13 protein-coding genes are annotated in these 12,570 nt (G+C 64.6%); 2 read left to right on the top strand and 11 right to left on the bottom strand.

The genetic code is table 11. The annotated features are described in order from the left end of the window. The first annotated feature begins 75 nt into the window (after positions 1-75). Positions 76-1,206 carry an ABC transporter ATP-binding protein gene (locus E5675_RS11585; protein WP_136174659.1) on the top strand — a complete coding sequence of 377 codons (1,131 nt, stop codon included), beginning with the start codon at positions 76-78 and terminating at the stop codon, positions 1,204-1,206. A 332-nt stretch (positions 1,207-1,538) separates the two neighbouring features. On the opposite strand, the gene E5675_RS11590 is transcribed toward E5675_RS11585, so the two are convergent. The 11 genes from E5675_RS11590 to E5675_RS11640 all read right to left on the bottom strand — a co-directional run bounded on the left by E5675_RS11590 (position 1,539) and on the right by E5675_RS11640 (position 11,523). After that, complete coding sequence (locus E5675_RS11590) at positions 1,539-2,477, bottom strand: DUF808 domain-containing protein (protein WP_136174660.1); 939 nt, start codon at positions 2,475-2,477, stop codon at positions 1,539-1,541. Between the two features lie 20 nt (positions 2,478-2,497). Then, a complete protein-coding gene (locus E5675_RS11595) occupies positions 2,498-3,871 on the bottom strand; it encodes an aspartate aminotransferase family protein (RefSeq protein ID WP_136174661.1) in 1,374 nt (457 codons plus the stop codon). Positions 3,872-3,974: 103 nt separating this feature from the next. Next, complete coding sequence (locus E5675_RS11600; protein WP_136174662.1) at positions 3,975-4,715, bottom strand: gamma-glutamyl-gamma-aminobutyrate hydrolase family protein; 741 nt, start codon at positions 4,713-4,715, stop codon at positions 3,975-3,977. Positions 4,716-5,009: 294 nt separating this feature from the next. Then, positions 5,010-5,540 carry a F0F1 ATP synthase subunit B gene (locus E5675_RS11605; protein WP_136174663.1) on the bottom strand — a complete coding sequence of 177 codons (531 nt, stop codon included), beginning with the start codon at positions 5,538-5,540 and terminating at the stop codon, positions 5,010-5,012. After that, on the bottom strand, positions 5,533-6,030 hold the full coding sequence (locus E5675_RS11610) for an ATPase (RefSeq protein WP_136174664.1): 498 nt from the start codon (positions 6,028-6,030) through the stop codon (positions 5,533-5,535). The genes E5675_RS11605 and E5675_RS11610 overlap by 8 nt, the downstream gene beginning before the upstream one ends. 70 nt (positions 6,031-6,100) lie before the next feature. Beyond that, positions 6,101-6,331, bottom strand: a complete 231-nt coding sequence (locus tag E5675_RS11615; protein ID WP_037515205.1) for a F0F1 ATP synthase subunit C — start codon at positions 6,329-6,331, stop codon at positions 6,101-6,103. 42 nt (positions 6,332-6,373) lie between these two features. After that, positions 6,374-7,126 (bottom strand): F0F1 ATP synthase subunit A, encoded by a 753-nt coding sequence (locus tag E5675_RS11620; protein WP_136176440.1) that lies wholly within the window; start codon positions 7,124-7,126, stop codon positions 6,374-6,376. Positions 7,127-7,176: 50 nt separating this feature from the next. Continuing rightward, the gene (locus tag E5675_RS11625) at positions 7,177-7,506 is read right to left on the bottom strand and encodes an AtpZ/AtpI family protein (RefSeq protein WP_136174665.1); all 330 of its coding nucleotides are present in this window, start codon (positions 7,504-7,506) and stop codon (positions 7,177-7,179) included. Positions 7,507-7,715: 209 nt separating this feature from the next. After that, complete coding sequence (locus E5675_RS11630; RefSeq protein ID WP_235211627.1) at positions 7,716-8,117, bottom strand: YdbL family protein; 402 nt, start codon at positions 8,115-8,117, stop codon at positions 7,716-7,718. A 14-nt stretch (positions 8,118-8,131) separates the two neighbouring features. Further along, positions 8,132-8,359 carry a YnbE family lipoprotein gene (locus E5675_RS11635; protein WP_247594584.1) on the bottom strand — a complete coding sequence of 76 codons (228 nt, stop codon included), beginning with the start codon at positions 8,357-8,359 and terminating at the stop codon, positions 8,132-8,134. Continuing rightward, a complete protein-coding gene (locus E5675_RS11640) occupies positions 8,356-11,523 on the bottom strand; it encodes a YdbH domain-containing protein (RefSeq protein WP_136174667.1) in 3,168 nt (1,055 codons plus the stop codon). The genes E5675_RS11635 and E5675_RS11640 overlap by 4 nt, the downstream gene beginning before the upstream one ends. A 170-nt stretch (positions 11,524-11,693) precedes the next feature. On the opposite strand from E5675_RS11640, the gene radC reads away from it, so the two are divergent. Continuing rightward, on the top strand, positions 11,694-12,377 hold the full coding sequence (gene radC, locus E5675_RS11645) for a DNA repair protein RadC (protein WP_136174668.1): 684 nt from the start codon (positions 11,694-11,696) through the stop codon (positions 12,375-12,377). The last annotated feature ends 193 nt before the right edge of the window (positions 12,378-12,570 follow it).

Raw genomic sequence — 12,570 nt, forward strand, 5'->3', positions numbered from 1 at the left:
CGAGATGCCCATCGGTGATGCACGCCCTCACGGTGTCTCGACTTCGCTCGACACGAACGGAATCAGGATATCGTCATGACCGACCCCGCCCGCCCGATCATCCAGATCCAGAATGTCTCGAAACGCTTTGGCAAGGTCACCGCGGTCGACAATGTCAGCCTCGACATCAACGCGGGCGAATTCTTCGTCCTCCTCGGCCCGTCGGGCTGCGGCAAGACGACGCTGCTGCGCATGATCGCCGGGTTCGAACTGCCGACCGAAGGGCGCATCCTGATCGATGGACAGGATATGGCGGGCATCCCGCCGAACAGGCGGCCGGTGAACATGGTGTTCCAGAGCTATGCCGTATTCCCGCACATGAGCGTCGCCGACAATGTCGCCTATGGTCTCAAGATTGCGGGCGTCAAAGGCGGCGAGGTCAAGGATCGCGTCGCCGAAGCGCTCGATCTGGTCAAGCTTGGCGGGTTCGAAAGCCGCATGCCCGACCAGATGTCGGGCGGGCAGCGCCAGCGTGTCGCGCTAGCGCGCAGCCTCGTCATGCGGCCCAAGGTGCTACTGCTCGACGAACCGCTGTCGGCGCTCGACGCCAAACTCCGCGCGCAGATGCAGTTCGAGCTGTCGGAATTGCAGGAAAAGGTCGGCATCACCTTCGTCACCGTCACCCACGACCAGGACGAAGCGCTGTCGATGGCGTGCCGCATCGCGGTGATCAACAAGGGCGATGTATCGCAGCTCGCGGCGCCGTCGGACCTCTACGAATATCCTGCCAACCGCTTCGTCGCCGATTTCGTGGGCTCGGTGAACATCTTCGAGGGCAAGCTGACGCTCGACGAACCCGACAAGGCGGCGGTCGAGTGCCCCGGGCTCGGCAAGGTTTATCTCAACCACGGCGTTACCGGTCCGCACGGCGCCGAGGTCTGGGTCGCGCTGCGGCCCGAAAAAATCTATCTCCATGTTCCCGGCGCCGGGAAGGCGGTCACGGCGGCGGCGCAGGACGCGCCCGACGGTCACAATTTCGCGCGCGGCAAGATCAAGGGCATGTCCTATCTCGGTGACATCACGCTGTTCGAGATCGAGCTGGAAACCGGCGCGCGCATCCGCGTCTCACGCCCCAACCTCTCGCGCCACGATCAGGAAGACTTCACCTGGGACGACAAGGTCAGCATGCACTGGCGCGCCGACAGCCCGGTCGTCCTGCTGGGCTGACCGCCACGCCGCAATAAACGCTTTCCTACATTATTTCGGTGTGAGAGCCTCCGTCTTGGCTCTTTCTCCCCGTCTATTTGGTACGCGTCGCCCATCGGGCTTAAAGCGACAAAAGAGACATTATCGACGCGCGCGTCCGTATCCTTTGTCTCCTTAAGGCCACAAAGGACACAGTTTCGATGCGTACATGCGGGTCTTTTGTGGCTTTAAGGCAAGCCGGCACGATATTTCCTTCGCCCCCCTCGAACGAGGCACGTGGCTCGTTCGATTTGATCCGGGGGCCATGACTTCGCCGCCGCAATGGATCCCGGATCAAGTCCGGGATGACGAGATTAGTGCGCCGCCTTCTTCCCCGGCAGCATATGCAGCACACCGACGATCACGCCGCCGAGCAGCAGCCCGAACACGCCCGCACCGCCCGCGTTGATCAGCCATTCCCACACGCCCGCGCCGGGCAGGCCCCCCGCGACCGAATGCGCGAAATCGTGCAGCCCGTGGCCGATATTGCCGATATGATATTCGTCGAGCCCGTGGAGGAAAATCTGGCCGCCGACCCACAGCATCGCCGCGGTGCCGATCAGCGCGAGCGCCGCGAGCAGCTTGGGCATGAAGGTCACGAGCCCCCGCCCGATCGCGCGGCGCGCGCTGTTCCCTTCCTTCGCCATGTGCAGGCCGATGTCGTCCATCTTCACGATCAGGCCGACGACGCCGTAAACCGCTATGGTGATCGCGACCGCGACCACCGCGAGCGTCGCGGCGCGCATCGCGAAATGCTCGTCGAGCACTTCGTTCAATGCGATCACCATGATCTCGGCGGACAGGATGAAATCGGTCCGCACCGCGCCCTTCACCATCACCTCTTCATGATCCTGATCGGCGACGATCGCGGCATCTTCGGCAAGGCTCGTCTTGTCCTTCTGTAGCGAGTGCAGCACCTTTTCGGCGCCTTCGAAGCAGAGATAGGCGCCGCCGATCATCAAGAGCGGCGTGATCGCCCATTGCGCGATCGCCGACAGCAGTAGCAGCGCGGGCAGGATCAGCACCAGCTTGTTGAAGATGGACCCCTTGGTGATCCGCCAGATGATCGGCAGTTCGCGGTCGGGAGTAAAGCCGGTGACGTAACGCGGCGTCACCGCGGTATCGTCGACGACCACCCCCGCCGCCTTGACCCCGGCCTTCGACGCCGCGGCGCCGATATCGTCGATGCTCGCGGCGGCGACCTTCGCGATCGTCGCGATGTCGTCGAGCAGGGCGAAAAGGCCGGAAGGCATAAGGGTTTGGTCTTTCTGTGTTAAAGCGCGCGCAGTTTCGGCATCACCTCATCCAAGGATTTGCGGATGATAGCAACCATCTCGTCGATCTGCTGTGTGGTGATGATGAGCGGCGGGCACATGACGAGGCTGTCGCGGATGCCGCGCACCATCAGGCCGTTCGCGATACACGCGTCGCGCGCCATCGGCCCCGCCGTACCCTCGGCGCCGCCGAAACGTGCACGCGTTTCCTTGTCGGCAACAATCTCGACCGCGCCGAGCAGCCCCACCGAGCGCGTCTCGCCGACGAGCGGGTGATCGTTCAGCGTCGCCAACGCCTTCGCCAAATGCGGGCCGGTGACGCTGCCCGTGCGCTCGACGAGACCTTCGCGCTCGATAATCTCGATATTCTTGAGCGCGACCGCCGCGGCAACCGGGTGCCCCGAATAGGTGAAGCCATGCACGAAATCGCCGCCGGTCTTGAGCGCGTCGACGACATGGCTCGCCACCGCGGTCGCCGAGATCGGCAGATATCCCGACGACAGCCCCTTCGCCATCGGCATCAGGTCTGGCGTAAAGCCCATCGTTTCGTGGCCCCACATCTTGCCCGTGCGCCCGAACCCGCAGATCACCTCGTCGGCGACGACGAGCAGGCCATATTTGCGCGCGACCGCCTCGACCTTGGGCCAATAGCCCTTGGGCGGGATGATGACGCCGCCCGCGCCCTGCACCGGCTCGCCGATGAAGGCGGCGCAATTTTCGGGGCCGACCTCGAGAATCTTGTCCTCGATCGCCTGCACACAGGCGTCGCAGAATTCCTCCTCGGTCATCCCCTGCCCTTCGCCATAGGCATAGGGCTGGCGTACATGTTCGACGCCGGGGATCGGCAGGTCGCCCTGCGCGTGCATCGCCTTCATACCCCCAAGCGAAACGCCCGCGACGGTCGATCCGTGATAGGCGTTCCAGCGGCTGATGAAGATCGTGCGCTTGGGTTCGCCCTTCAGCTTCCAATAATGGCGCACCATGCGGAACACCGTATCGTTCGCTTCGCTGCCCGAGGCGTTGAAGAAGATGTGCGGCAGGCGGTTTCCGGTCAGGCTCGCGATCTTTGCCGCGAGTGTCACCGTGGGCGGCGTCGCGGTCTTGAAGAAGGTGTTGTAGAAGGGCAGCTCGCGCATCTGCGCCGCCGCCGCCTCGACCAGTTCTTCGCGGCCGTAGCCGACATTGACGCACCAGAGGCCCGCCATGCCGTCGAGGATGCGGTGGCCGTCGCCGTCGGTGATGTAGCAGCCCTCGGCATGGGTGATGATGCGGCTGCCGCCCAAAGCTTCGATTTCGGCCCAGTCAGCCTGTGCGGGAAGATGATGCGCGACGTCGAGGCGGCGCAGTTCGGCGATGTCGTGATTGCGGGGCATGTCAAAACTCCTGATTGTCTGGAAACCGAAAGAACCGGGTCCGAAAATCAGGGCGAGAAACTGATCCGCGCGAGATAGCGGTCGTAGCGGGTGACGCGGCGGTTCATAGCTCGCCTCTTAACGCGCGGCCGAGGAGGTGGAAATAGGTCTGGCTCTGGTCGTTTGCGTCGGCCTGCCATTCGGGATGCCATTGCACCGCGAGCAGCGGCGCGCCGTTCGGCCGCGCGCTATAGGCCTCGACCAGTCCGTCGGGCGCGCGCGCCTCGACCGCCAGCCCGTCAGCGAGGGCGCCGATACCCTGATAATGAACCGAATTCACGTCGAGCGACGGCGCGCCATAGGCGGAGGCGAGCAAGCCGCCTTCGACCAGATCGACCTGATGATGATGGTCGAACATGCCGTCGAAGCCGACGCCATCGGGCGCATGATGGTGGAGCAGTTCGTCGCTCGCCGACGTGTCGCGGCGCAATGTGCCGCCGAGCGCGACATTAATCTCCTGAAAGCCTCGACAAATGCCGAACAGCGGGCGCTGCGCCGCGATGACTGCCTCGACCAGTTCGGTCATCATGCGATCACGATCGGGATCGAAGGGCCCCTCGCCTTCGGACGGATCGCCGTAGCGCGCGGGTTCGACGTTCGACGGCGTGCCCGTGAGCAACACCCCGTCTAGCCGCCCGACGATCTCGGTGGCGCGCATATAGTCTGGAAGCGACGGAATGATCAGCGCCGCACAATCGGCATGGCGCATCGCTGCGGTCGCGTAGCGGTTGATCACCGTCTGCGCGACCTCGGTCCCGACGGTGCGGTTGCAGGCGATGATGCCGAGGACGGGACGTTGCGACATGGCGCCCACGCTGCCGGGTTTCGTGGACGGGCGCCAGCGAAATATGGGGCGGAGAACTGGCTTCCGATTAGAGGTGGGGAGGGGACGTTCCTTTAGCCGTCGCCCCCGCGAAGGCGGGGGCCGCTGTCGGTTTACGCAGCGCCTCAGAGTAAGCCCGCTGGCGGCCCCCGCCTTCGCGGGGGCGACGGCTAGTTCCGGCCGCGATCGGCCATTCGGCTAAAACCTGCCACATCACCCAAAGCAAAACGCCCGCGAAAACCGCGGGCGCTTCATTCTCCGGCGATGTCGAAGGGCTCAGCCCTTGACGCCCGCGATGGCCTGATCGACCAGCGCCTTGTCGGCTGCGGCGTCATGCTTGTCGGCAATCAGCTTCGCCGCCGCTTCGGTCGCCGCCTTCGCGGCAGCGGCGCGAACTTCGGCGAGCGCGCCGGCTTCAGCCGCGGCGATGCGGTCTTCAGCCATCTGCTTGCGGCGCGCGATCAGCGCGGTCGCATCGGCCTTCGCCTTGGTCACGAGCGCCTCGGCCTCGGCATCGGCGCGGACGCGCATTTCGTCGGCTTCCTTGGCGGCGTCGGCCAGCTTCGCCTCATATTCGGCCTTCAGCGATTCGGCGTCGAGACGCAACTGCTCGGCTTCCTTGAGCTGCTTCGAAATCTCGGCAATCTTGTTGTCGAGCATGCCCGCGACCATCGTCGGCACTTTCTTCCACAGCAGGATCGCGATGAAGATCGCCATCGCGATCGACACCCATGTGGTCGCCGTAAGGATACCGAAGGACGCGGGTTCAGCCGCCCCTTCCGCCATAATCATGAGGAAATCAGCCATGGAGCACCGCCTTCACCGCCGCCTTGGCATCCGCCGCTGCGACCTTCACACCCGACAGCTTGGCGACGAGGTCACCCGCCGCTTCGGCCGCGACCGCCTCGATCTCCGCCATCGCCGACGTGCGCGCCGCACCGATTTCGGATTCCGCCGCCGCCAGCTTGCCGGCGAGTTCGGCGTCGACCTTGGCCAGACGCTTTTCGGCGTCCTTTGCGGCCTTGTCCTTAGCGTCGGTTACCGCCTTTTGCGCGGCGGCGCGGCTCGCGTCGCTCTGCTGGCGGTAGCTTTCTTCCAGGCTGTCGGCCGCGGCGTGCGCGGCTTTCGCCGCCGCCAGATCGTCGGCCACCTTGCGGTCGCGGGCGTCCACCGTCGCCTCGATCTTCGGCAGCATGCCGCGGCCGATGACGAAAAAGACGAAGCCAAAGGTCAGCAGCACCCAGAAAATCTGCGATGCGGCGTACCAGCTTTCAGCGAATTGGCTGATTTGAGGCATGGATATACTCGACCGACAAAAGAAAAGCAGTCGCGGGGCCTACTTTAGCGAGCAGACCCCGCAGACGAAATCAGGCTGCCTTGAGGTACAGCAGGATCGCGATCAGGAACGACAGCAGGCCGAGAAGTTCGGCGGCCGCGAAGCCGATGAACAGGCGGCCCTGCTGGCCGTCGGCCGCTGCGGGGTTGCGCAGCGCGCTTTCGAGGAAGCTACCGAACACGTTGCCCACACCGATGGCGGCCATACCGGCACCGATAGCGGCCAGACCGGCGCCGATGAGCGAAGCAGCTTGAACGTCCATTTTATACTCCTTGGGAAAAACGATAATTATGCAGTTGAAAAATCAGTGCAGATTGATCGCGTCGTTCAGATAGAGCGACGTGAGCAGCGCGAAAACATAAGCCTGGATGCCCGCCACCAGCAGTTCGAGACCACTGATCCCGATCATCAACGCCATGCTGGGGAGGCCGACGCCGAGCCCGATCGCGGGGCCGGCTGCGATTCCGTCGATGATGAACGACGCGAACACCTTCATCAGCACGTGACCCGCGGTCATCGCGACGAAAAGTCGCAGCGCAAGGCTGAACGGACGAACGAGGAACGACACCAGTTCGATAACGGGGATCAGCCACATCAGCCAGATCGGGGTGCCGTGCGGCACGAAAAGCGAGAAGAAATGGAAGCCGTGGCGCCAGAAACCGACGATCAGCACGATCGCGAAGCTGAGGATCGCGAGCACGCCGGTGATCGCAAAATGGCTGGTCACGGTAAAGGGGTGCAGGCCAAACAGGCCGAAGGGCATCAGACCCAGCACGTTCAGCATCAGGATGAACATGAAGAGCGAGAAGACATAGGGCGTATATTTGCGGCCTTCGGGGCCGATATTCGCGTTCATCATGCTGGAGATGAAGCCGGTGAAGCCCTCGACGGCGACCTGCCAGCGGCCGGGAACGAGCTGACGCTTCATCCCGCCGATCATGAAGACCCACAGCAAGAGGCCGGCGATCACCATCCACAGCGCGCTGGTGGTAAAGGCAACCTGATGATTGCCGACATGGAACATGTCGAACATCTTCTGCACCTCGAACTGGTGCATCGGGTCCACTTTGCCTTGATCCGCCACGCGATACCTCGCCTAAAATTCAATCAATCCGGCTTCTTGGGCCGGACGTTCGCAATCCGAAATATGTTCCTGAAGGCAACGACTATTCCGAGGAACAGCACCGCCAACAGGCCCCAGGGCGACGTGCCGGCAAAATGGTCGATCGTCCAACCAACCAGCGCGCCGCCACCGATCCCGCCCAGCAGCTCGGCCAGAACGCGATTACCGAGCTTGTAATTCGCATCGGTCTCCGGTCCGGCGGTCGCTGCGGTCCTTCTTGCTTCTGCGGCTTCGGCCCGGTCCAATCGCTCTTCGAGCGAGACCAGGCGCGAATCCTCAGAGTCAAGTTCCGGATCGCTGCCATTCCCCGTCATTTGCGCCATCCTCCTGAAACGGAACCGGAAACTCCCGATTCCGCCTGCAAAAAAAGGCCCGAAAATTCGGGGGACCCCTAAGGCGCGGTCCGTTTAGGAACGCGGCCCCATTAAGTCAATGCTTCTGCTTGTGCGCACAAAAATGCCGCCGCGTTTAGGGGCGCGGCGGCATCTGAGAGCCCTCGGGCTCCGTTATTCGGTTTCGGATCTTACGGGCAGCGCGCGTCGCGTTCGGGCGGGCTCGCGTCGCGCGTTTTCCATACGCCGCCGGGGGTTTGATATTTTTCGCCCGGCTTGGTCTTCGCGATCAGGTTGCAGCCGCTGGTAAAGGCGAATTGCTCGACCGTGCTGCCGGTCGACTGCGCGCTCGCGGTATAAGCTGCCTTGCGCTTGATGTTGAGGTCCTGCACCAGCGCGCGGATCGCCGGAGTCGGCGGCGTCGCAAAGCCCAGATAGCCATCTGGCTGCTCGCCGATCTGTCCCGCGGCGCGCGCGGCGGCATAGGCCGGGTCGCGCTGCGCCATCGCCGACGGCACGGCAAGCGCCACGGCCGCGGTCGTCGCGATCGCGGCAAGGGCCAATCCGGTCGGTTTCCACTTCGTCATACGCATCACATTCTTCCCCATCAGAATATCTCGCTATTCTGCTCGATGAGCTTTTTGGCATCGCCATCAAGCCTGTACACCACTTCCTGCCGGATGTTGATGTTCAGGTTGATCTCGATCGGCTTGTCGGGCGTTTCGATCTGCACGCAGCCCGCAAGGGCCCCTATCAGGGTTGGCGCACCTATCATCACCGCAACATGCCTGACGTCAATGGTCAGCCTCCTTGCTCCTATCTTGGTTCTCTTCATCGCACAGGCTCGCTTTCTGGTGGCTGAACGGGGGCGGTTTCGCCCCTCGCGGCGGCTTCGGCTTCTTCCTGGGCCCGCATCAGGGCCGGCAAATTCTGTTCGATCAGCAGCGACGGGTCGTAAAAACCCTTCGCCGACGTCAGGAGCTGGCGGAACGGTGCCTTGATCTTCACATTGAAGACCAACGGCAGTTTCGCGACCTGATTGGTCAGGAAATTGCGCGTCGCGCCTTCGCCCTGCCCCACGCCGCCAAAGCGGATGTCGGTCACCATTTCGCCGTCGAGGTCCCCGTTCAGGATGATCGTCAGATCGTCATATTTGAGGCTGCGCAGCGCGCCAAAGGCAAAATTGGCGATCGCGCCGAGATTGCGGTTCGACAATTCGCCGACATAGGCGAGCGTGCCGCCGCCGGCACGCGAATCGATGCGTCCGCCGACGATGCGCCCGCCGAGCCCGTCGAATTCGACCGGCAGCGTCCCATCGAACACGCCGGTAGCGTTGATATTGTCAAAACCGAAATTCTGAAGGAATACCGCGGCGTCGACCCCGACGATGTCGAACGAGAGCCGCCGCGCCTTATCGGCGTTGAAATCAAGCGTCGTCGGGTGAAGCAGCAATTGGCCGCCACCAAAGGGCCAGCTCCCGCCCTCGATGCGGACGCGGTTGTCGCCGAGCAGCCGATATTCGATCTCGCCGTCGATCACGGGAATGCCGGGATTGATCTCCTTGATCTTCGCGATCTGCCCCGGCGCCGACTTGAGCCCGATCAGATCGTCGAAGCTGAGCGTCGTCGTCAGCCCCGTCACCGGACCGAACGCCGCGGCGAGGCTCGCGTCGGCGGTCGCGAAGGTGCCTCGGCTGGTGACGCCGTCGGCGGTCCATTCGATCCGTCCGTCGCCGACCACCGAGCCCTGCACGTTGGCGACGACGCCGAGCGCAAGACTGGTGAGTTGGTCTGGCTGAAACGCCTCGTTGAACCGCAGTTCCTTGACGGCGAGGTCCGCCCAGCCGCTGCCGTCGGCGAAACGGTGGCGGATCAGCGTATCGAGAATCTTCGTTCCGGTCTTCCGTTCGTTGAAGCCGGCCTTCGCTTCGATGATTCCATCGGCGAAACGCAGGTTCGCATCATCGCTGACGAGTGGGGAGAAGCGTGCGTCGGGCGCCGCGTCGGTGAGCAAAAGGCCGCCGTCGAGCGTCAGCGCGCCGTTCGCAAAGCGCCATTGCCCCGCGATCTCGCTCATATCGAGCGGCACTGCACCGATCTTGCCGCTGGCGCCGCGAAGCTCGCCCGCCATGCCCTGCGGTGTCGCGCGCCCGTTCAGGCTGTCGGCGGCGAAGCGCGTCGCGCTCTCCCCCTCACCCAGCCTCACATCGGCGCGCGCGAGCGACCAGCGCATCGCCGCGAGGTCAATATTCGCGGGCCCGCTCGTCAGGCTGAGCAGCGAACTGCCGCTTGTTCCGCGCAAGGCGATGCGCGGAATGCGAATGTCGCCGCGCAGCCCATCGGGCCCAGCGCTGAGCAGCGGCGCGCCCGGACGGCTGCACAGATCGATCGCGCTGCGGTCCAGCCGGAATCCGCTGACCTCGATCCGGTCGGCGGCGACGCGGCTACACCCGCCGTCAAGCGCGAGGGCTCCGGTCGGAGCGAGAAAACCGTTCAGCGGCACCGTCAGCCGCTGGACGCGCCCGCCCGCGAGCGGGCCCGACAGGGCGGCCGTCGTCGCGAAGCGGAGCAGGCCGCCGGCGCCGCCCGAAAAGCGTACCGGCGTCAGCGCAAGCCGCGCCCCATCGGCGTTATAGGGCTCGAAGCTGGCAAGGCCCGTGACCCGGCCGTCCTCGTCGCGATCGATGCTGAGCGTCCCCGACGGCAGGTCGCCGCCATCGATGCTCCAGCGGCCCGTCGCAATCACCGCGGGCTCGTCCGCGCCATAGAGATAGCCGATGCGGCTGTCGGCGCTGCCGGTGAAGCGCGCGCCGCTCGCGCTCGTCAGCTCTGGCGCGATCAGGTCGACCCGCGCGGTCGGCCCCTCGCCCGCCAGCGCGAACCCCGCGCTGCCGCTGGCGCTGGCCAGCACGCGGCCGAGCGCGGCCATCGCCTTCGCTGCCAGCGGCCCGACCGGCGTCCCCGCCAGCCCGCGCGCGCTTTCGGCGAGCGAGCGGCGCAAATCCGCACTGCCGCTCGCGCGCGCGAAACCGATGCGGCCGTCGAACTTGGGCGCCGCGCTGCCGACGCTGCCTTCGGCCTCGAGATCCACTGTCTCGGCTGCGAAATCGGGCCCGCGCAGGCGGGCCATGTCAGCCTCGATGGCGAGTTTGGTCAACACCGCGGTCCCGTCGAAGCTTGCGAGCAGCCCCATCCTGTCGGCGGCGAGCGGTCCGGCGATCAGCTCTACGATGCTGGCGTCGGCCTTCCCTTTCCAGCTCTGCAGATCCTCCGACAGCGACAGGTCGAGCGCGATTTGCGGCGACGCCGCACTTACGCTGCCGTCGGCGCAGCGGAGCGAGCCGCCGCGTAGCGGCCCCACCAACTGCGGCCGGACATCGCGGACGAGGATTGTTCCATAGAAGCTGACATTCTCGCCGTTGCACCCCGCCGCCCCGACGCGCGGCGCGACCAGCGCGAGCTTGCCGGTAAAATCGCGGCGCAGATTGCCGCCGCCATTGAGCGACGCGCCGACGTCGCCCCACGGCGTTTCGACCCGTGCCCGCGCATCGCGGAGGGCCACCGACAGATCGGGCAAGGCGAAGGGATCCTTGCTTTCGGGATCGCGAAACTTGTCGAGCGAACCGAACGAAAGGCGGCCATCGACGAAGCGGCCATAAAGTCGGACGCCCTCGGCGTTGATTCCCGACACATAGGGCCCCGACCAGCCATAGCCGAGCAGGACTTCGACGCGCCGCGCCGTCAGGTCGGGCCGCTTCGGGTCGCCGATGACGATGTCGGACAATATCTCGCTGCGAAAACCGATCCGCTCGATCGTGTAACGCGCGGGAACGTCGCGGCCATCGAGTTGCCCCCGGATAAACTCGTCGGCGATCGGTTCGCGCGCGATCCAAGCCCCCGCAACGAGGACGATCACCGCGCCAGCGGTCAGCCATCGCTTCTTGAACAGCAGCTTGCGGTATTTGAACCTTGGCGCCGCTCCGTCCGTCGCGTCCGTCATGCTAGGCTGGCCGATGACGTCATGGCGGCAAAATCTCGTCCCTCACCCCAAATCCTGTTCAGGGGAGAAACGCCGGACATCATATTTCGCTGCAAGAAACTGATCCGGTTCGCCATCTTCCTTTTCCTATGACCGTTGAGTGCGCCCCACAAGGCGGTTATTCCCGCACCATGGGGGACAGGGAAACACCGGATCATCTCGGGCACCGCGCGCGGCTGCGATCGCGTTTGCTCGACGATTCCGAGGGACTCGCGGATTATGAACTGGTGGAATATCTGCTCGCCCTCGCGATCCCGCGCCGCGACACCAAGCCGCTCGCCAAGGCGCTGCTCCGCGAATTCGGGTCGCTGGCGCAGCTTGTGAGCGCCGATCCCGAATCGCTGCGCCGCGTGGATGGGCTCGGCGACACCGGGATCGCGGCACTCAAGATCGTTCAGGCCGCCGCTCTGCGTCTTTTGAAAGGCGAATTTCGCGACAAACCCCTGCTCTCCAGCTGGGACGCGCTGCTCGACTGGTTGCGCGCCGACATGGGACCGATCGACGTCGAGCGCGTCCGCGTGCTTTACCTCAATTCGCGTAACATGCTGATCCGCGACGAGCTTGCGAGCGAGGGATCGATAGACCAGTCGGCCATCTATGTCCGCGAGGTGATCAAGCGCGCGCTGGAGCTCGGCGCCTCGGCGATCATCCTCGTCCACAATCATCCGAGCGGCAGCCCCGAACCGAGCCGGCAGGACATCGCCATAACCCGCGAGATCGCCGGAGCGGCCGCAAAGCTGGGGATCGCGCTGCACGATCACATCGTCATCGGCGGTTCGGAGTATCGCAGCTTTCGTGCGATGGGACTTCTCTAGCCCATTTGACTTATCCCGCCCCCGGCGACATCATCGCGTGATGCAGATTCGACGCGGCCTTCTCCGCTTCCGTTTCCACGGAGGACAGCTTCTCGCGGGCATTTAGCCCCGGGTTCCGGCGCGACCGCCCCGAGCCCGGGGCACCCTTCCGTCCAACATCGCCGCGCGTGGCGAACTGCCGCGCGCCAGCCGG

The sequence above is a fragment of the Sphingopyxis sp. PAMC25046 genome (genome assembly GCF_004795895.1).
Classification (GTDB): domain Bacteria; phylum Pseudomonadota; class Alphaproteobacteria; order Sphingomonadales; family Sphingomonadaceae; genus Sphingopyxis.